The sequence below is a fragment of the Williamsia limnetica genome, assembly GCF_003217475.1.
GTDB classification, from domain to species: domain Bacteria; phylum Actinomycetota; class Actinomycetes; order Mycobacteriales; family Mycobacteriaceae; genus Williamsia; species Williamsia limnetica.
In genome coordinates, this window is the sequence record NZ_QJSP01000013.1 from 134421 (window position 1) to 154553 (window position 20133).

General features: G+C 60.5%; 19 protein-coding genes. 12 read left to right on the forward strand and 7 right to left on the reverse strand.

Translation table 11 applies throughout. The features are described from left to right. Positions 1 to 100 precede the first annotated feature (100 nt). From DFR67_RS21335 to DFR67_RS21345, 3 genes are read left to right on the forward strand one after another with little or no spacing between them, the layout of a single operon-like run. Positions 101 to 1345 (forward strand): ABC transporter substrate-binding protein, encoded by a 1245-nt coding sequence (locus DFR67_RS21335; RefSeq protein WP_084836724.1) that lies wholly within the window; start codon positions 101 to 103, stop codon positions 1343 to 1345. Positions 1346 to 1382: 37 nt separating this feature from the next. Beyond that, complete coding sequence (locus tag DFR67_RS21340) at positions 1383 to 4175, forward strand: branched-chain amino acid ABC transporter permease/ATP-binding protein (protein WP_110471497.1); 2793 nt, start codon at positions 1383 to 1385, stop codon at positions 4173 to 4175. Next, positions 4172 to 4897: an ABC transporter ATP-binding protein gene (locus tag DFR67_RS21345; protein ID WP_084836726.1), complete on the forward strand. Its 726-nt coding sequence runs from the start codon at positions 4172 to 4174 to the stop codon at positions 4895 to 4897. The genes DFR67_RS21340 and DFR67_RS21345 overlap by 4 nt, the downstream gene beginning before the upstream one ends. A gap of 87 nt (positions 4898 to 4984) precedes the next feature. Here the strand turns inward: DFR67_RS21345 and DFR67_RS21350 are convergent, their stop codons facing one another. Both DFR67_RS21350 and DFR67_RS21355 read right to left on the reverse strand, forming a co-directional pair. Next, complete coding sequence (locus DFR67_RS21350; RefSeq protein WP_110471498.1) at positions 4985 to 6130, reverse strand: acyl-CoA dehydrogenase family protein; 1146 nt, start codon at positions 6128 to 6130, stop codon at positions 4985 to 4987. Positions 6131 to 6203: 73 nt separating this feature from the next. Beyond that, positions 6204 to 7025: an IclR family transcriptional regulator gene (locus DFR67_RS21355; protein WP_245938071.1), complete on the reverse strand. Its 822-nt coding sequence runs from the start codon at positions 7023 to 7025 to the stop codon at positions 6204 to 6206. Positions 7026 to 7486: 461 nt separating this feature from the next. Here DFR67_RS21355 and DFR67_RS21360 point away from each other — a divergent pair, with 461 nt between their 5' ends. From DFR67_RS21360 to DFR67_RS21375, 4 genes are all read left to right on the forward strand, one after another. After that, a complete protein-coding gene (locus DFR67_RS21360) occupies positions 7487 to 8551 on the forward strand; it encodes a ferredoxin--NADP reductase (protein WP_110471565.1) in 1065 nt (354 codons plus the stop codon). A gap of 142 nt (positions 8552 to 8693) precedes the next feature. Next, the gene (locus DFR67_RS21365) at positions 8694 to 9860 is read left to right on the forward strand and encodes a 3-ketosteroid-9-alpha-monooxygenase, oxygenase component (RefSeq protein ID WP_110471499.1); all 1167 of its coding nucleotides are present in this window, start codon (positions 8694 to 8696) and stop codon (positions 9858 to 9860) included. 28 nt (positions 9861 to 9888) lie between these two features. After that, positions 9889 to 11070, forward strand: coding sequence for an acyl-CoA dehydrogenase family protein (locus tag DFR67_RS21370; protein WP_110471500.1), 1182 nt, complete (start codon positions 9889 to 9891; stop codon positions 11068 to 11070). Between the two features lie 47 nt (positions 11071 to 11117). Beyond that, positions 11118 to 12044 carry a VOC family protein gene (locus tag DFR67_RS21375; RefSeq protein ID WP_084836731.1) on the forward strand — a complete coding sequence of 309 codons (927 nt, stop codon included), beginning with the start codon at positions 11118 to 11120 and terminating at the stop codon, positions 12042 to 12044. A 78-nt stretch (positions 12045 to 12122) separates the two neighbouring features. Here DFR67_RS21375 and DFR67_RS21380 read toward each other — a convergent pair whose 3' ends face one another. Next, complete coding sequence (locus tag DFR67_RS21380) at positions 12123 to 13181, reverse strand: hypothetical protein (RefSeq protein WP_170135259.1); 1059 nt, start codon at positions 13179 to 13181, stop codon at positions 12123 to 12125. Positions 13182 to 13233: 52 nt separating this feature from the next. Beyond that, on the reverse strand, positions 13234 to 13626 hold the full coding sequence (locus DFR67_RS21385; protein ID WP_110471502.1) for a VOC family protein: 393 nt from the start codon (positions 13624 to 13626) through the stop codon (positions 13234 to 13236). A gap of 205 nt (positions 13627 to 13831) precedes the next feature. Between DFR67_RS21385 and DFR67_RS21390 the strand changes: the two genes are divergently transcribed. The 4 genes from DFR67_RS21390 (at position 13832) to DFR67_RS21405 (ending at position 17125) form a co-directional block, all read left to right on the forward strand. After that, entirely contained in the window at positions 13832 to 14719 is an 888-nt protein-coding gene (locus DFR67_RS21390; RefSeq protein ID WP_110471503.1) for an SDR family NAD(P)-dependent oxidoreductase, read from the forward strand. 86 nt (positions 14720 to 14805) lie between these two features. Further along, a complete protein-coding gene (locus DFR67_RS21395) occupies positions 14806 to 15261 on the forward strand; it encodes a hypothetical protein (protein ID WP_245938072.1) in 456 nt (151 codons plus the stop codon). A gap of 62 nt (positions 15262 to 15323) precedes the next feature. Further along, a complete protein-coding gene (locus DFR67_RS21400; protein ID WP_110471505.1) occupies positions 15324 to 16262 on the forward strand; it encodes an alpha/beta hydrolase in 939 nt (312 codons plus the stop codon). Continuing rightward, positions 16262 to 17125, forward strand: a complete 864-nt coding sequence (locus DFR67_RS21405) for an SDR family oxidoreductase (RefSeq protein WP_110471506.1) — start codon at positions 16262 to 16264, stop codon at positions 17123 to 17125. Before DFR67_RS21400 ends, DFR67_RS21405 begins: the two co-directional genes overlap by 1 nt. Before the next feature lie 387 nt (positions 17126 to 17512). Here the strand turns inward: DFR67_RS21405 and DFR67_RS21410 are convergent, their stop codons facing one another. After that, positions 17513 to 18166 carry a Dabb family protein gene (locus DFR67_RS21410; protein ID WP_110471507.1) on the reverse strand — a complete coding sequence of 218 codons (654 nt, stop codon included), beginning with the start codon at positions 18164 to 18166 and terminating at the stop codon, positions 17513 to 17515. Next, positions 18159 to 18506 (reverse strand): hypothetical protein, encoded by a 348-nt coding sequence (locus tag DFR67_RS21415; protein ID WP_110471508.1) that lies wholly within the window; start codon positions 18504 to 18506, stop codon positions 18159 to 18161. Before DFR67_RS21415 ends, DFR67_RS21410 begins: the two co-directional genes overlap by 8 nt. 215 nt (positions 18507 to 18721) lie before the next feature. On the opposite strand from DFR67_RS21415, the gene DFR67_RS21420 reads away from it, so the two are divergent. Beyond that, entirely contained in the window at positions 18722 to 19330 is a 609-nt protein-coding gene (locus DFR67_RS21420; RefSeq protein WP_110471509.1) for a PadR family transcriptional regulator, read from the forward strand. A 31-nt stretch (positions 19331 to 19361) separates the two neighbouring features. Here the strand turns inward: DFR67_RS21420 and DFR67_RS21425 are convergent, their stop codons facing one another. Continuing rightward, positions 19362 to 20126: an IclR family transcriptional regulator gene (locus tag DFR67_RS21425; RefSeq protein ID WP_110471510.1), complete on the reverse strand. Its 765-nt coding sequence runs from the start codon at positions 20124 to 20126 to the stop codon at positions 19362 to 19364. Positions 20127 to 20133: the final 7 nt, after the last annotated feature.

Genomic DNA, 20133 nt, shown 5'->3' on the forward strand with positions numbered 1-20133 from the left:
ACCGCCGGCATCCACAAGTGATGCCGGTCACGCGAGCGGCTCAATGTGTCGGGTAACCCATCCGACGTCGCCCTCGCTGTTCTCGCGAAGGAGTCATGAAATGAAACTCGGCAGTATGGTTCGCGCTCGGCGAACCCTCGCAGGTGTCAGTGCGGTGCTGCTGGCCGCAACGCTGGGAGCGACGGCGTGCAGTAACAGCGACGAGGACGGGGGCGGCGCGGCCACAAGCCCTACGACATCCCTGCCGGGCAACGCAGCTACCGGTTCGCCGGTCAAGATCGGCTTCATTTCTACCGAAGGCGGCGGTGTTGTCTCGATCCCTGAATGGCGACAGGGCGCCGAGGCGGCTGTCGAATACGTCAATAACAATGGCGGCGGCTTCGCGGGCGGTCACTCGATCGACCTGGTGGTGTGCAAGCAGGCAGAAGAGCCGACCTCGGCGACCGCATGCGCCAACCAGATGGTGGAACAGAAGGTCGCAGCCGTCTTGACGGCCGGAACCTCACAGGGAACGGCCATTGTTCCGATCGTCGGCGGCGCCGGAATCCCCTACATCACATTGAATGGTGTCTCCCAGCTCGACGTCGCGTCGCCTGACTCCTTCGCATTGGCATCGGGGCTCCCCGGAACCATGACTGCAACCGCCACGGCGGCCAAAGCAGAAGGTATGAAGTCGATGACGATCTTCGCAAGTGATGGCGGCGGCACTGCCGGAATCATCGAGCAGCTCGGTAAACCGATCTTCGAAGGTTTCGGCATCGATCTCAACGTGGTCGCGATAGCGCTCGGCGTGCCCGACCCCACACCCCTGGTCGCGTCAGGCTTGGCCGACAATCCAGACGGCATCAGCATCATCGCTGACGCAGCGCTGTGCACGTCGGTGATGAAGGCGGTCCAGACCACAGAGCCGGACATCAACAAGGTTCTGAACACCGTGTGTCTGGACAAGAACGTTCTGGACGTCGTCGGGGTACAGGCCGTCGAAGGCAACATGGGAATCACGGCCACCGACGTGTTCTCGGACCGCCCGGACTCGGTTCTCTACCGGTCGGTCATGGGTCAGTATGCTCCTGACCTGTCGCTCACGGGCGCGGGTTCCTCGGGCTACCAGGTTCTGATGGCTATGGTCAATGCGACCGCAAGCGTCACCGGTGACGTCAATGCAGCGGCAGTGAAGCAAGCGATGCAGGCCACCGACAAGGTTGAAATGCCGGCCGGTGGAGGAATAACTTTCAGCTGCAACGGATCTGCTTTCCCCATGATGCCCTCGATCTGCTCTACGCAGTTGCTCTACGGTGTGGTCGACGATCAAGGGATTCCGCGAGATCTCCAGTTGGCCGGATAGTCGCAAAGGCTGACCAGGAAGAGCAGAAGGAAACATCATGACTGATCATCTCGCTTATCTCGTCCTCGGCCTGGGCAATGGCGCTGTCTACGCGGCAATCGGCCTCGCTCTTGTTCTGACATTCAAGAGTTCGGGTGTGGTCAACTTCGCCACGGGCGCTGTTGCTCTCTATGCCGCCTACACCTACGCATTGCTGCGGACGGGTGAGCTGATGATCCCCATCCCGGGGCTCCCCAAGACGGTTGACCTAGGTCAGCCGCTTGGGGTGTTCCCCGCGATGGCAATCTCCCTGGCGATCTCTGCAGTTCTGGGAGTGCTTTTCTACGCTCTGATCTTTCGGCCGATGCGCAACGCATCGGTGGTGGCCAAAGCAGTTGCTTCTATCGGCCTGATGATCGTCCTGCAAGCCCTCATCGCTCAACGTGCCGGGACCAGCATCGTCCCGGTCGAACCGATCTTTGATCTCGAGACCATCAGCATCGGCTCCAGTACCGCACCGACGGACCGAATCTGGCTCGCGGCCGCGATCGTGGTCATTGCTATCGCGGCGACTCTCATGTTCCGATTCTCGCGATTCGGGGTGGCCACGGAGGCTGCTGCGGAGTCCGAGAAGGGCGCATACCTGACAGGGTTGTCCCCAGACAAGATCGCCTTCAGCAACTGGGCGTTGTCATCCGTCGTCGCGGGCCTCAGCGGTATTCTCATTGCCCCGCTGGTTGCGCTCAATCCGGTCGCGTACGCGCTGTTCATCGTCCCGGCCCTGGCGGCGACACTGGTTGGGAACTTCTCCTCGATCTGGCTCACCGTCGTTGCGGGTCTCGCGATCGGCTCACTGCAGTCCGAAACGATCAATCTCCAGGGAACCTACGATTGGCTTCCCAAAACGGGTATGTCGGAGGCAATTCCGCTGATCTTGATCCTGGGATTCCTTGTGGTGAAGGGACGGCCACTGCCAGACCGCGGAACCATCGTGCGCCAAGCGCTGGGGAGGGCGCCCCGACCTGAACACATCTTGATCCCCACGGTTCTCGCTATCGCCGTCGCTGTTGTCGCACTTCTCGTCACATCGGGGAGCTATCGGGCCGCGATTGTCACGAGTGTCATCTTGGCGGTACTCGCACTGTCCCAAGTCGTGGTCACGGGGTATGCCGGCCAGGTCTCATTGGCGCAGCTCACGCTCGCTGGGGTCGGAGCATACGCGGTAAGCGTCCTGAACGTTCATCTCGGGATTCCGTTCCCGTATGCGCCGATCATCGCTGCCCTGTTCGCCACTGTCATAGGTGTGCTCGTCGGGTTGCCGGCGCTCCGCGTGCGTGGCCTTCCACTCACGGTGGTAACGCTTGCGCTTGCGGTGTTCTTGGAGGCGTTCTGGTTCCGGAATCCTTCCCTGAACGGTGGTGTGAACGGGGCACCGATCGAAACCCCACGTTTGTTCGGCTTCGATCTCGGGATTGGCGCCGGGGAGGACTATCCCCGAATGGCTTTTGCCATTATGTGTTTGGCCGTTCTCGCCGTCGTCGGTTTGTGTGTGGCGTGGCTGCGGCGAAGCAGTCTTGGTACCGACATGCTCGCGCTCCGCGCCAACGAACGTTCCGCTGCCGCAGCGGGCATCAACGTTCCACAGACCAAGCTGACCGCCTTTGCGATCGGCGCCTTCATAGCCGGTCTCGCCGGGGCGTTGCTCGGCTACCAACAGACACTTGCCACTCCCGAGCCTTATGCGGTATTCCTTGGGATCTCGCTGTTCGCAGTCATGTACATCGCGGGGATCACCTCGATCACGGGCGCGGTCCTTGCTGGGATCATGGCACCCGGTGGCCTGCTCTACCTACTCATCGACAGATTCCTTCACATCGGTGACTACTACGCAGTGATCAGCGGTATTTTGCTGATCGTCACGGTGATGGCCAACCCCGACGGCATAGCAAGTACTCTCCCACGGATTCCTTGGCCCAAACTGCGTTTCCTCCGCCCTACGACGGACACGGACGAGATGCCCGCTCCAGGAGTTGGTGCCACCACCATCCGCCAGTCAACAGACGACCCCCTTCTGGTGGTGCGAGGGGTAGGGGTGAAATACGGAGCTGTCCAAGCTGCGAAAGATGTGTCATTCGAGATTTTTCCTGGCGAAATCGTAGGACTGATCGGGCCGAACGGGGCTGGAAAAACAACTGTCATCGACGCCATCACCGGGTTTGCGCCCGCGACAGGGTCGGTCACGTTGAACGGTGGCGAACTGTCTACCGCAGCGCCGCACAAACGTAGTCGAGCAGGTCTGGGACGCAGTTTCCAGGACGTCGAACTGTACGACGATCTATCGGTTACCGAGAACGTGACCGTGGGTGCATCACGCTCACGATCGAAGGACGACATCTCGAAACGCGTTCGCCGGGTTTTGGCGATGGTCGGGCTGAGCGAGGCGGCCGATACGGAGGTCGCAACGTTGTCACAGGGACGGCGCCAACTTGTTTCGGTGGCGCGTGTTCTGGCGGCGGACCCGGTCGTTGCACTGCTCGATGAGCCGGCAGCCGGACTCGACAGCACCGAGAGCCGCTGGTTGGGTGGCCGACTCCGTGATGCCTGTGACGCGGGCACCTCCATCTTGTTGGTCGACCATGACATGGAGCTCGTGCTGTCAATTTGCGACCGGATAATCGTGCTCGATCTGGGCGAGGTCATCGCCAGCGGTCCACCCGAACTGATCAGGACAGATGACAACGTGATTCGCGCGTACCTCGGGGTCCCGACGGCCGAGGACATCGACATCGACCCGGCAGCCATCCCGGAGTTGCACATCCCGAAACAAGACCCGCAGGAGGTCATGCCGTGAGCGTGTTGGAATGCCGGAACTTTGCTACGGGCTACGTCAAAGCGCGACCGTGCGTTCGAGACGTCGACCTGACTGTTGAGCGCGGAGAGATCACCTGCTTGCTCGGGCCGAATGGTGCAGGCAAGACCACTCTGCTGATGGCACTGGCGGGTTTGCTACCCAGGTTTGCCGGCGACGTCACCGTGGACGGACATGAGGTTCGCAGCGGCCGACCGCGAGATGCGGTCAGGTCCGGGATGGTCCTCGTGGCGGATGACCGCGCGCTCTTTCGACAACTGACTGTCACGCAGAATCTGCGACTCGCGGTTCGTGAGCGATCTCGACGGGCAAGTGCGATCGAAGAAGTCGTCGACTACTTTCCGTCCCTGGAGAAGCGACTCAAAATTGACGCCGGACGATTGTCAGGCGGAGAACAGCAGATGTTGGCGATCGGTAGGGCAATCCTGCAGCGGCCGAAGGTCTTGTTGATCGATGAGCTGAGCATGGGGCTTGCGCCGGTGATCGTCGATGAGATCCTGGTTGTACTGAGAAAGCTCGCGAGGGAGAACGACATGGCTGTCGTCCTGGTCGAGCAGCATGTACACCTTGCGCTGGAGATCGCGGATCAGGCTGCTGTCTTGGTTCACGGCAAAATCGTGGTGAAGGAATCGGCAGCAACGCTGAAAGCAGATCCGTCGCGTATCGAGAGTGCCTACATGGGTGGAGATTCCGCGGCCGTCTAGGCCGGGCGGAGAAGCCCTGATCCGCGCCGACGTGGCTGAGGGTCAGAGTTTCGCCCGTCCGGCCACTCCGCACGTAGCGTGCCGGCGTCATAGAGCTCTGGCAATGATGCTCTTCATGACTTCGTTGGCACCGGCATAGATGCGTTGAACCCGTGCGTCCTCGTACATCCGAGCTATCAGATACTCGCGCATGTATCCATAGCCACCGTGGAGTTGCACCAGGCGGTCGACCACTTCGCATTGCTTGTCGGTGAGCCAGTACTTGACCATTGCGGCCTCTGCGGGATCGAGCTCTCCGCGTAGGTGTGATTGGATGCAGTGGTCGAGGAAGATCTCACAGGTGCGGGCGATCGTCTGACACTCGGCGAGTTCGAAAGCCGTGTTCTGGAACTCGAAAAGGCTGTGGCCGAAAGCTTTTCGCGTCTTCGTGTAGGCGACGGTCTCTTCGACGGCTCGCTTCATGGCGCCGGCCGCCTGCGCGCCGATGATCAACCGCTCTTGGACGAGCTGGGTCATCATCTGGCCGAAACCCTGTCCGGGTTGGCCCAGGAGGTTCTCGGCGGGTACGACCACGTCAGCAAAGGACAGCTCGGAGGTGTCTGCCCCGTGTTGACCCACCTTGTCGAGGACCCGTCCCACCGAAAAGCCTTCGCTGTCCCGTAGATCGACGATCAGTAGTGAAACACCTCGCGCGCCCGCACGCGGGTCCGTCTTGACGGCGAGCAGGATCATATCCGCCGACGAGCCGTTGGTGATGAAGGTCTTCGAGCCATTGACGACGTAGTGGTTGTCACCTTTGATGGCCGTTGTCCTGATGGCTTTGAGATCCGATCCTGCGCCGGGCTCGGTCATACCGATCGCGGCAAGGATCTCGCCTGAGGCCATGCCGGGCAGCCATCGACGCTTCTGTTCCTCGGTTCCGTACGCGGACAAATAGTGCGCGACGATCCCGCTGTGTACAGCGATACCGAGTGCCAAATCGCCTGAGTAGCCCTGGGCTTCGAATACGGCGAGATCATGGGCGAAGGTTCCACCCCCGCCGCCGTACTCCTCGGGGATCGAGCACAGGAGCAACCCGAGACGCCCCGCCTCGAGCCAAACCTTGCGGTCGATGTGATGTTGTTCGTCCCATTTGGCGTTATCGGCTACCACTTCACGTTCGAAGAAGCCGACTGCGAGCTCGGACAAGGCTGTTACTTCGTCGTCGTGCCATGACGGAACATAAGACTTCATGGGGCCCTTTTACGTAGGAGTGAGCGAGCGGCCTGCGCAGGCCGCGGAAACCAATGGAAAGCAATGGAGCGGGTCAGGCCGTTTGAAAGCCGTGCGATGGCGGACGCCAATTCTCGAACTGGTGGGTTGGCAGGTGGGATGCCACACATCGGTCCCAGATCTCGGCTGCGGCGACCCGCACTGGTCCGGCAAGCTTCGAGAGCTCGATGTTATTGGAAGGGCCGAACACTGAGATCGCTGCGCGGTTGCCGTAATAGTGATCCGGTGGGCCGAGTGCTACGCCGACGCAGCTGATCCCGATGGCAAGCTCTTGGTGATCAAAGGCAACGCCATGCTGGCGGACGCCTGCAAGGTCGGCATCGAGTTGCCGACGTGACCCGACGCTGTGTGCGGTGGCGCGCTGCAGCGGTGCTGAGTAGATGTCGGAGAGGCGCTCCTCCGAGTAATTGGCGATGATGGCTTTGCCGAGGGCGGTGAGATGGGCCGGGACGCGCGAACCGATTGCCGTCGCGGCCGAAGGTGAGCGGTGCCCGTGGACGCTGGCCATGTAGATGACGTCACCGTGGTCGACCACTCCCAAGTGCACCGTCAAGCCAACCGTATGGGCTAGCCGCCGCATGACGGGAGTTGCCTGCTGCAATAGCCGGTTCTGGTTGAAGGCCGACCGACCGATCTCATAAGCCTTCACGCCGAGCTCGTACGTCTGCTCCTCACGGGCCAGCCATCCGGTGGACGTGAGCTGGTCCAGAAGCCGGTGCACCGACGATCGCGGTAGGCCAGTTCGCCGTGTCACCTCGACGAGAGTGAGTGGTCCGGTCCCGTTGAAGGTCTCGAGAATGAGTGAGATCCGTTCGACAACCGAAATCGGCGCATCCGGTATACCTGCGGTGCTCACAGAACCTCCCTGGACAGAGTGACCAGCCCTGGAAGCTGTGATGGCAGTCACTGTCGCACCGATGTTACCGCTGGGAAGCGAAGGAAGCGATTGCCGCTGGTCACAAGCTTCGGATCGGTCCTCGGCCGCGCGGATCGAGTCCTGGGTACGGCTGACCTGCATCGAGTCCTGGGTACGGCTGAACTGCATTGAATCCTCCCTGGCGTCGTCGAGCGTCAAATGCACGGTAGGCGGATCTGGGTCGAGGGACGACCAGTGCTCCCACGGAGCGGACGATCCGCACGAACCGATCTCCCGATCAGCGAGAGACGTTGTCGCCGGTCGATCGCCCGGCGCCTAGTCTTCGATCTCGTTGTTCCATGGCTGATTGTGAAGGGCGTGACATTGAATCCACAGCTGGTGCCGGGCTCGGAGATGCTTCAGCAGAGACCATGCGGCCGTCGGGCACGTCGGGCAGTGTCATGAGCGCGATCCTTGCGGCCGGCGCGCGAAGAGTACGTGTGATCGATGTGGTGGAGGAGACCCATGACGCGCGGTCGATCATGGTGGAACCGCACCCTGATCACGCGGAGGACTTCGGCTACACCGCCGGTCAGTTCTTGACTGTGCGGATACCGGACTCAGGACGTGGCAGTGCGAGGTGCTATTCGCTGTCGAGTTCGCCCCACGCCGATGCAACGATGAAGTTCACCGTCAAGCGGGTCGCGGACGGTCACGGATCCAATTGGTTGTGCGAGCGGCTGTCCATCGGGGATGAGCTCGAGGTGCTTCCCCCCGCCGGCACGTTCAAGGCCCGTGAGCTCGACCGATCGGTGGTCATGGTCGCGGGCGGTAGCGGAATCACCCCGGTGATTTCGATCGCGAAGTCGATATTGTTCGGCGGTCACGGCAACGTGCTGTTGATCTACGCCAATCGCGACGAGCGTTCGGTCATCTTCGCAGACGAATTGCGAGCGCTCGCGGAACGATTCGCTTCCCGTCTGACGGTCGTTCACATCCTGGAATCGGTCCAGGGGTACCTCACAGCTCCTGTCCTGTCGGCTCTGGTGGGTCCGGTCGCGGACCGCATGGTGTACGTCTGCGGGCCGGTGCCACTCATGTCGCTGACCAAAGAGGTCTGTTCGGCTCTGGGGATCGAGAGCGCCCGTGTCATGGCGGAGCAGTTCATTTCGTTGTCCACCGACCCTTTCACAGTGCCCCCGGGCGTGGGAGACGGTGTGCCATCGGGTGCGGAGGACGGTCTTGTCCGAGGGCCCGATGGCACTGTGGAGGTGACACTCGACGGTGAAGTCAGGACTGTGCCGTGGGCACGAAACAAGCGACTACTCGACGCCCTCCTCGACGCGGATGTCGATGCTCCCTTCTCGTGTCGGGAGGGTGCTTGCAGCGCGTGCGTGTGCAGGCTGACCGACGGGGAGGTTCGACTGGTCCGCAATGAGGTCCTGGAACCGGAGGATCTCGAGGGCGGCTACATTCTGGCGTGCCAGGCCGAGCCGGTCAGCGGCACGATTGCGATCGAATACTGAGCGCGCCAACTCGAAACTGATCTCCCATTGTGCGGGAGACGCTGATCACACTGATCGTGACCGATTGAGACACTGGCCACAGCGCAGCCGACTCCTGTCACAGCCCCTGGGTCGGTCTAGCAGAAACGACTAGGAGGACAGCATGACAACAACAAACGACGCGGTCGACGAGGTCCGTGTGATCGATACCGGCGCTCCGCCGACCCGTTTCGCCAGGGGGTGGCATTGCCTGGGTCTTGCTCGCGACTTCAATGACGGTGTACCGCATCAGATTTCGGCGTTCGGGACGGAGCTCGTCGTATTTGCCGGGGAAGACGGAAAGCTGAACGTCCTCAACGCATTTTGTCCCCACATGGGTGGCAACCTCGCAGACGGAACTGTCAAGGGCAACACCATTGCATGCCCGTTCCATGACTGGCGTTGGGGTGGCAACGGCAAGTGCGCGGACATTCCTTACGCTCGCCGGGTTCCGCCGTTGGCGCGCACGAAGTCGTGGACAACGCTCGAGCGCAACGGACAGCTCTATGTCTGGAACGATCCTCAGAATCGTAAACCGCCGGCGGACATCACTATTCCGGCGGTGGAAGGGTACGGAGAGGAGGGTTGGACAGATTGGGTCTGGAACAGCCTCGAGGTCGAAGGGTCACATTGTCGCGAGATCGTCGACAACATCGTTGACATGGCGCACTTCTTCTACGTGCATTACGGCATGCCGACGTTCTTCAAGAATGTGTTCGAGGGGCATGTAGCGACTCAGGTGATGAGGTCGAGGCCGCGGGCCGACGCAGTCGATGCGAGTTTGGGTTCAAACTACGACTACGAAGGGCAATCTGACGCATCATATTTCGGCCCGTCATACATGATCGACAGACTCTGGGTCGGCGTGCCACACGACGCTGAACCCAACGTCATGCTGATCAATTGCCATTACCCGATCTCGAACAACTCGTTCAAGCTGCAGTACGGCGCAATCGTGAAGAAGCCGGAAGGAATGTCGGACGAGGAGGCCAACGCAATGGCGATGGCCGTCGCATCGGGCGTCGCGATCGGTTTCGAGCAGGACGTGGCGATCTGGAAGACAAAGTCCCGCATCGACAACCCGCTGTTGTCAGAGGAAGACGGTCCCGTCTACCAGCTGCGTCGCTGGTATGAGCAGTTCTATGTCGACGTCGAGGAGATCGACCCCGACATGACGAACCGCTTCGAATTCGAGATCGACACCGAGCGAGCGTTGAAGAACTGGCAGGCCGAGGTGGATGCAAACGTCGCGGCGGGTCGCAGCGCTATTCCCACTCCGGTATCGAGCTGACCACCAAGAACGAACTTAAGGAAAAACCATGAGCCACCAGGTCCTAGACAACATTGTTGCCATCGCTGACGAAATCAGGGCGCAGGCCGATGAAGCTGAGTCACTCGGTCGTCTCCCCGATGAGATGGCCAAAGGGCTCAAGCACGCAGGAATCATTCGCATGCTTGCCCGCAAGAAGTACGACGGCTTCGAAGCGCACCCACGCGACTTCGCAGAGACCGTGATGAAGACCGCCAGCATTTATGGCTCGGCGGGATGGGTCGGCGGCATTGTAGGGGTACATCCGTGGCAACTCGCGATGGCTGACCCAAAGGTGCAGGACGAGGTTCTCGGTACAGACTCCGACACGTGGCAGGCGTCGCCGTATATGCCTGGCGGCGTCGCGGTCAAAGTCGATGGCGGCTACATCATGTCGGGGCGGTGGCAGTTCTCCTCGGGTACGGACCACTGCGACTGGATATTTTTGGGCGCCATGGTAGGCGACAATGAGGGCAAACCTTTCATGCCGCCACAATCCCTGCACGTGATCCTGCCACGCACAGACTACGAGATCGTAGCCGACAGCTGGGATGTCGTTGGTTTGCGAGGCACCGGCAGCAAAGACATCGTCGTGAAAGAGGCTTTCATCCCGGACTATCGGGTGATGGACGGCGCCGGTGTCATCGAGGGAACGGTCGCCAAGGAATACGGTGTCACCGAGACCCTTTACAAGATGCCGTGGTCGACGATGTTTCCCCTCGGAATCACCTCGGCGACCATTGGGATCGCCGAGGGGGTTCTCGCCGCAGGAATCGCCTATCAGCGGGAAAGGGTAGGGGCCACGGGGACCGCGATCAAGGACGACCCCTACACCCTGTACGCACTGGGGGAGGCCGCGGCGGAAATCGACGCCGCTCGCCAGCAGGTGCTCAGCAATGTAGACCGGATCTATGACATGGTCGACGCCGGTAAAGAAATCGACTTCGAGCAGCGGGCCCTAGGCCGTCGCAATCAGACGCGGGCAGCATGGCGCGCTGTGCGCGCCGCCGATGAAGTGTTCGATCGGTCCGGCGGCAACGCCCTGCGTATGGACAACCCCCTCCAGCGGTTCTGGCGTGACGCACATGCAGGCCTTCACCACGCGATCCACGTCACCAACACGGTGTACCACGCGTCTGCTCTGAGCTCGTTGGGCGCCGATCCGCAGGGTCCTCTGCGAATCATGATCTGACGCAGCAATAAACGGAAAATGCACAGCCTACCTAGGAGTGAGGGTTTATGAGTGAGGTCCGCGGTCTCGGTTATGTACGAGTGGAGGCGACCGACATCGATCGGTGGCGGGAGTTGGCGTTCGAGGTATTGGGCTTCAATGAGGGGTCTGGTTCGGGTAGGGGCGCGCTACATCTGAGGATGGATGAGCGTGGGGCTCGGCTTGTGGTGGAGGCGAGTTCGCATGATCGGGTGACGGCTGTGGGTTGGGAAGTCCGTGATCAGCTGGCATTGGTGCAGTTGCGTGACCGGCTCGAGAAGGCCGGCCATGTGCTCAAGGTGATGTCGCAGGAGGAGGCTGATGCGCGGCAGGTCGAGGAAGCCTTCGCGATGGATGACCCCGGCGGGACGCCGTTGGAGTTCTTCCATGGGCCAGTGCTCGATCACAGCCCGGTGGTGACGAAGTATGCACAGAAGTTTGTGACGGGTGATCAGGGGTTGGGTCATGTGGTGGTTCCGTCACCGAACTTTGATGAGACGTATCGCTTCTATACGGAGACTCTTGGTTTCTTGCCGCGTGGGGCGATGCGGTTGCCGATGCCACCGGAGTTCGGTGTGCAGCGGATTCGCTTCTTGGGAGTGAATCAGCGTCATCACAGTTTGGCGTTGCTGCCGGTTCCTGAGGGCAAAGATCCAGGGTTGGTGCATGTGATGGTGGAGGTCGATGATCTCGATGCGGTGGGCAGGGCACTTGATGAAGTAGTCAAGCGTGATTTCCCGGTGTCGTCGACGTTGGGTCGGCACACCAATGACAAGATGATTTCGTTTTATGTACGGGTGCCCGGTGGTTGGGATATCGAATACGGCACTGAGGGTTCGCTGGTGGACGAAGCCTTTTACACATCTGAGGAGATCACGCAGGACAGTTACTGGGGCCATGAGTGGTTGTGGGCCAAGGAGATGGCAGAAGCTCAGAAAGCAGCGGACGCGACCTAGGTGAACAGAGCAGAGCCCCTGCTCGGCAAGATTGACTTGCCGGGCAGGGGCTCTGCTCTGTTTCAAGGAGACCCTTGATCAACGAGGGGTCGGAACGTCCAGGGGTGCCTCGACGGGGTACTCGGACGGGGCCATTGCATACCGGGAACTCAGTGCCGCGATGAAGCCCGAATCATTCATCGGGTCGGACGACTCCGGAACCGGCTTGCCGCGTCGTTTGAGATCGTCCAGGATCATTCCCAGCGCCTTTTCGACGGTGAGATCATCGGTGTGTTCGACGTAACGCTTCACGTCTGCGAGGTCGTCGAAGACATGTGCGCTGTAGTGGAACAAGAATCGCATTTCGTCATCCTCATAACGTGCGATCTCGGTTCCGTCATTGCGGATCACCCATTCGTTGTCGCCCTCACCGCTGATCAAGGAATTCAGTTGCAGGTCAGGGATGGTGCGTCGCCCGCGTGGTCCGCTGGCTTCACCGCGATGGAACATCTTTTCGTTGTTGGTGAGAAAACCGTTGTTCCAGAATGGAGCGGGTACCCGTTTCGGCGGAAGGTCCGGTCCCTCGGGCCAGTAGGTGAATCCACCGTCGATGTCGGAATTGTAGTAGTAGGCGATGACCTGTCCCGACTTGACTTCCCACTCGTCGAACAGCCCCGATTTCGCCATGATGCTGATCAACCAGAGCGGCGAGTTGTTGGAGTTGATGCCGCGCCAGCTCGAGCCGTCGAAATGCCCGGCGTCGTAGCTATGAGCAGGAGCGCGGAGATTGAACAAGAAGGACTGAGGCGTCGCGTATTTTGCACCGTGGATCGACTTGATCATGTTCAGCATCTTGCGGCTGAAGTAGAGGTCGTGAACCTCATCCTCGTATGCAATCCCGAAGTTACCCAGATAGCTGCGGAACGTCGGCGTCAGTAGGTCTGAAAGAGTGAGTTTAGATTTAAGATCGGGATTCTTCGGGCCCGATACGGCCAGGTACTCCTCCGCGGTCGCGAAGTGCTGCGCTGCGATGAGTCGCCATGGTCCTTTTCGTCGAACCACGTCGAAAAGAACGGCGATCTCGTCGGGTGAATAGATGTCGCTGATGACCTCAGGCGGTACCGTGGGGGTCATCGGATGTCGTGCTACGGATGTCATTGGACTTCCTTTCTGTGACTTTACTGTGTCGGCTATTGCGGACATCAATCGATCAGAGGTGCTGAACGATCTCGAGGACATGATTTTCTGGATCGGTTACAAAGGCTACGGAGACCCCGGCTTCGGGAACCGTTTTCGGTGGCTGAAGAATTGATCCCCCTGCGTTCTCTACCCGGCGAGCGATATCCTCGACATCTTCTACGGTGAACCCGAGCGTCGCCTCGCCTGGCAGCGGCGTCGGGCGTCGAAGGTAGCGCCAGAGAATAAAATTGGAGTCGTCTGACCTGGCAGTGCTGAGAATGATTTCCTCAAGCGCGTCGTCACCTTCCCCAAGGTTCAGTCGAGCCTTGACTGTCATGTCGAATACGGCGGTATAGAAGTCTGACTCCACCTCGAGGTCATCGACAAAGATCTTTGTGAATGCAAAGCGGGGTTGGTTGCTCATACAAGGGTCTCATTCCGGTGAGGCGCATATTGCGGTCAGGCGCCCCTGGGCGCTGAGCCCAGTAGCTCACTTGCGGTCGGTATGTGACAATTCCGGTTCCCGCTGAACGGACTTCAGGGGTGCGTCGAGTGGGCCGATCGGCGAGTCTGTGGACAAGACAGTTCCGCGTTGGGAACCGATTCCACACGACACGTACAGGAGATCCATGAGCCAGGCGCTGGCCGGCAAGACGGCATTGGTGACAGGCAGCAGCCGGGGCATAGGGCGTGCGATCGCGCAGCGTCTTGCTGCCGAGGGTGCGACTGTCGCCGTTACGGCAAGGTCCCTGGCACCCTCTCCGTCGACGCGAGGCGGGCAGCAGGTAGTTGTGTCCGGGACGGTCGAAGAGACTGTGTCGCTGATCGAGGACGCCGGGGGAAAGGCCTTTGCGTTGGCGGCAGACCTGGAGGACCCGGCTGCTCGTGACGGACTGATCGACGCGGTCGTCAATCGCACCGGAGGGCTCGACATACTGGTGAACAACGCCGGCTTCGCCGACTATTCGACCATCGATCAGATGGAGGTCGAGACGTTCGAGCGCACAGTGGACCACTATCTTCGGATACCTTTCCTACTGTCGAAGGCTGCGATCCCCTATCTGCGGAAACAGGGTGCAGGATGGATTGTGAACATCGGATCATCGACGGGTTTGAGTCCCATCCGGCCGTTTCGGGACTACAACAAGTCCTCGGGTGACGTGATCTACGCTGCAACGAAGGCCGCGCAGCACAGGTTCACGCAGGGCCTGGCTGCTGAGCTGGTCGACGACAACATCGCGGTGAACGCTGTCGGGCCATCCACCGCGATCATGACTCCCGGCGCCGAAGCGCTCCTACCGGCCGGCTACGAGACAGAGCCGGTGGAGTATTTGGCCGCAACGGTTTATGAGATGTGCCGTCTGCCTGCCGCTGAACGTACCGGGTTGGTTACGTTCAGTCTGCACTTCCCGTGGCACGAAAAGATCGCTGTGAAGAGCCTGGACGGGGTGACGGACATGCCGCCGCTGGAGCCGCCGGTCTGGGCAAACCCGAACATCCGAGCCGATGGACTCTGAAGTCGGTCTGCGATGTCACCACCTCGATGAAAGGCAGTCCGATGATATCCCCAGAACTCCACGAACATGCTCTGCGGACGGCGGCCATGGCCGATCTCATCGGCGCCTGGTGGTTCAACTACGACGAGTGGAATCCTGAAGTCCTGCGGACGCTGCTTGCCGACGACATTGCCTTCAGCTCTAGAAGCGACAGCGGTGCAACTGACTACGAGGACTTCATCCGAGCTGATCTGCGTGGGATCGAGGAGGTCCTGGCGTGGCATTCGGACCACCGAGCAAGTAGTCCTCATCCATTGCGGCACAATGGTTCATGTCTTCACATTACTGGCGGGGATGATGAAGGGGTCGAGTTTTCCTCCTACATCTTCGTGACGAAGATCGTCGACGGGCGTCCGCTATCGTTGTCGAGTGGGACAGCCAATGGCGCGGCGCGAATCACAGACGCTGGAATGCGGTTGACACGACTTGGGGTCGTGCTCGATACCTCAGATTCTGTTCCACTCGTCCAATCGACACACCGCCTGGCCGGGCAATCAACGTGAACAGACAACCAGATCCAAGCCTCTGATCTGCAGACGACGATTTCGATGAAATGAGGTGTGACATGGCCCTGTCGCCGGAAGCGCAACAAATAGTCGACCTGGCTGCCAGTCGGTTTCCGGGCTCCATGAGTGGAATGCCGGTCGCGGATCTGCGGGCGATGCTCGCGGCCTCCGCGAGACCATCTACAACGCCGATCTATGAGCGCTTCGATCTGCGCGTGCCGTCTGACGCCGGCGGAGTCCCGGTCCGCGTCTACCGCCCGTCACCCGAACCGGCCTTACCTCTTGTAATCTGGTTGCACAGCGGTGGTTTCGTGGTCGGTGGACTCGATCAGAACGACGAATACCTGCGGGTGCTGAGCATCACAGCGGGTGTCGTCGTAGTGTCGGTCGACTATCGGCTAGCACCGGAGCACCGGTATCCGGCGGCACTCGACGACGCACGTGCGGTGTGGGATTGGCTGAAGGCTGGACCGGCTGAAGTAGCAGCCGACACCGGGTTGGTGGCTCTGGCTGGCGAAAGCGCTGGTGGAAGCTTGACGCTTGCTCTCAGTCAGCAACTGAAGGATCTCGGTTTGCCACTGCCTGATGCGCAAATCATATTTTATGGCACGGCGCAGACACGGGTGTCGAATCCGGAATGTTCGACGAGCCTGCTGACTCCGGAGGACTGCGAGTGGTTCTGGGACCAGTACGTCCCGGACACTGCTCAGCGATCCGACCCTTATGTCAGTCCGGCGCTGGCCCTCGACCTCACCGGGCTGCCTCCGACGCTCTTGGCCACCGCCGAGGTGGACCCGACGCGCGATTCGACGGAGGAGTACGGGCGTATGTTGCTTGCGTCCGGTGTGCCTGTCGAGATGCACCGATACGACGGCATGATGCACGGTTTCGCCACCATGACCGGCGCGTTGCGGCCGGCCGCTGACCTGTTCGACCGAACGGTTCAGTTCATCAATCGAGTCCTGGTTCATCCCCACACCGAAACAAGGAGTCTCTGATGTCGATTGCGCAGGAACGTTTTTCGTCCGGGACCGCTTTGGTCACCGGTGGTGCGGCCGGGATCGGCGAGGGTCTTGTACGGCATCTCGCGGACCTCGGTATGACCGTGGTTGTAGCTGATATAGACGGTGAACGGGCTGCCGAGGTCGCCGACCAGATCGGCGCAGCAGGGGGATCGGCGTATCCGTACGCCATTGACGTGACCGACCCTGAGGCGGTCGACGACATGGCCGAATCGGTGTTCGCACGTCACGGCGGCCTGGAACTTCTGATCAACAACGCGGGAATCGAAACTGCGGGACTGATCTGGGAGGTCGGCGTCGATCGCTGGAAGCGGTTGATGGACATCAATCTCAACGGCGTCTTCTACTGTGTTCGATCGTTTGTACCGCGCATGATCGAGGTGGGAAGTCCGGCATGCGTCGCCAACCTGTCATCGGTGGGTGGGCTCAACAGCGTTGCGGTACAAGCTCCCTACATTGTCAGCAAGCATGGGGTGCAAGCGCTGACCGAGAGTTTGTACCAAGATATTTTGCTGACTGGCGCGCCTATCCAGGTGTCGGTCATAGTTCCACATTCGATTCGTAGCCAGATCTTCCTATCGGCGCAGCGTGAGGCTCCGAGCGCGAATGACACCGCAAATGCTGTCTTTGCGGCGATGCAACGCGACAACGTGGCGACGGGGCTCGATCCGCTCGACGCGGCCGAGTACATGGTCGAACGCCTGGCACGCGGAGACTTCTGGGTGCTGTCCGACGACGAGATCTGTGCGCAGTCCGCGGGGCGGAGGGCAACTCAGCTGCTCGAGCTATCGCCCCCTGCGGATCCGCTGTCGATGCTCGCCCGTATGGGCGTCAGCTAGCGCTGCGCTACTCGACGGACGCCAGGTGCAGCATGCTGCTGACGTGTTCCACCGCAAGTTGCACGGGGCGATGGTCGAAGGCGCCGGAGAGAGATTTCTCGCGATTGCTGCCGCTTGTTGCCGCTGATGCTCTGAAAGTGAGGTGTCGACTCTCGATTTGACGCCTTGAAGTATGGGCAGGCGGTCAGGTCATGCACTGCCACAGGTCTGCGACAACGGGTGGGCCTTTCTCCTGGTCGATGCTCGCGTGGTCACCGAGGACTCCAAAGACGATCACTCGTAGCTGTGCCACCACGTTGCCCGACCAGCGGTGACCTGCCGATACGGCAACCGCGTGAACATGACCAGAGCTGGCTGCAGTGGTAGTTGGCGCTGGTGGTGTGACGATCAGGCAGTCATCTCCGTGACCAGGACGTCGATCACGTTGTGCTCGAGGTTGCAGAAGCTATGGCAGACGCGATCGCGGACGATGATCTCGGGGCACTCCGGGTCGAACCACTTGTCGACGTAGGCCCAGTGCACGGGGTGTGCGAGATATGGGCCCATCAGGCCCTCGAGGTCGGTGAACTCTTGTTCCCAGACATGGGTGTAGAGGGCATCGCCTCGCGACGCGACGACCTCGCTCAGCCGCCACGCGGTGATGGTCTCGATGAACGCGGGCATGCGCATGAGCTCGGCTTCGAAACGGCGTATGGAAGCGGGCGCGGTACCGTCTTCTACCCGAAGCAGGAGTGTCCTGTAAACGGTGGCCGTCGTCGTCGGTCCTTGGCTCGATGGGCCCGGGATGTACTCGACCTCGTCGAGGTGGTCGATCGCAGAACTGTCGAGAATGCGATCAAACGAAGCTCGGATTGCCCGCCAGTGCGCCGCATCCTCCAGTTGCAGGTGCATCAGGATGTCACCGCCGTTGCGTACTCCTGGAAGTGTGGGCTCGATCAGTGCCTGCACAGAGTCGAGCGATTGTGCAGTTTCGCGAAGGACGTCGACCAGCTGGGTCGTCTCAGCGCCGGCTGTGTGAATCAGACTGGTCACCTTATACATCGTTCAACCCATCAACGTCGTCCGCCGAGGCGGCCATGGAACGTGACCGCTCGATGATCATGGAATCCATCTTGGTCCACCACGCGGCGGGTTCGGGATCGTGCCGGCCTTTGACAGCCGCCTTCCACCATTCCTCCTGTCCGTGCAATGTCCACAGCGCTGTCACAGTGTTCGATTCGTCGTCGAACCAGATGGGCGGGCTGAGGAGGACGCGGTCTAGGGTCATCCCTCGCTCCCGCGCAGTAGGTGCGTACTCACGGTTGTATGCCTCGATGAACTTCTTGGCACAGCCGGATTTGAGTACTACCCGATCCACCACATAGATAATCTGCCCGGTCATTGCGGCAGGTTAACACCGGTGAATCCTGCTGCAATGCAGCTTCTCCCGGTGGCCGGGACGTCCTCGGTGAAGCGAGGAATCAATGTCGATCGCAATCACGAGGTTCTCCGCTATTGATGTGGTCAACCGATGTGCATTGTTAAGCTCGTCAGGTGCCTACTTCTGACCCCAGCGACCAATACGATCTTCCGGCAACCAGTTGGGCTGTTTTGGGGATGCTTTCGTTCGGAGAGGAACTGACGGGCAACGATCTGAAGAAGTGGGCCGACTGGAGCATCGGATTCTTTTACTGGAGTCCGTCAGTGAGCCAGGTCTATGCAGAGCTCAAAAAGCTCGAGAGCCTGGGTCTCGTGAACTCTCGAACCGTCGTCGAAGTCGGCGCTCGTGGCCGCCGGCTGTATGCGATCACCGACACAGGCACTGAGGCGCTGCGGGATTGGTCTCGTGATGCCAAGGTGGAGATGCCTGTCCTCAAACACGGCGTCATGCTCCGGCTGTGGATGGGGCACTTGTTGGCGCCCGAGCGACTCAAGATGATCGTCAAAGATCATATCGCGAATCTCGAACACAACGCCAATGAAGCAAGGCGCCACGCAGAGCACTCGAATGATGAACCAGCGTGGGCTTTTTCGCGAATGAGTCTGAGGTGGGCAGACCGGCACTTTCAAGCTGAGATCCGTCTTGCGGAGCAATTACTCGACGACATCGACGAGGCCGCGCAATGGTTTCGAGATGAATCCGAGACCAGCGACAACGGCAGAGTGCGACCGCGACATCCCGGACGGTGGCGTGAGGCGGAGGAGTCAGACGACGGTACCGCGTAGCGGTTTGTCTGCGGCGCCGGCGAAGCGCTGTCTACGCCGACGTCCTGACGTGTTCGTGCGAGTTCGGCATCATTCGAACCGAGCTGCTGCGCTGCAGCACGGGCGCGACATGCTTGTCCAGGCCTCGCCAGATTGCCGCAGCCGTCATCCGGACCTGGCCACCGAGCCGATGATCGAACGACATCTGACCAACGGGCCCGCACAGGGAGACCGCGGCGACGGTGGATCCCAACGGGCCGACGGGAACCGCAATGCAACCGATTCCGCAGACCGCTTCCTCTCGTTCGTATGCAATTCCCTCTTCACGGATTGCGTCGTACTCGGCGCCCTGCTGACTGTTGAAGGCAAGTAGGGCCTTACCGATTGCAGTGTGCGTGGCCGGCCGTCGGGCACCTACTCGCGTCGGGACCAGTCCACCGAATCGGCCACCCAGCTTTTCTCGGTAGACGATGTCATCGCCGTCGAGGGCCGCGAGGTGAACGACAAGGCCCGTGCTGCGATGCAACTGCATGAGGTGCGGTAAGGCCACCGTGTGGAGCTGGTCCTGATGGATGGCCAGCGATCCGAGTTCCATGAGGCGCAGGCCGAGAGTGTAATCGCGACCTTCCCGGTGCAGCCATCGCAACTGCACAAGGTGGTCCAGCATGCGATGAGCCGACGACCTCGGCAGGCCTGTCCGTCGGACGATCTGAGCCAGCGTGAGGCGCCCAGGCCCGTCGAACGTGTCGAGCAGAAGCGAAACACGATCCAGGAATGCGGTAGGCGCTGACTGATCGAAATCTACCTGCATCGTCATGGGGACC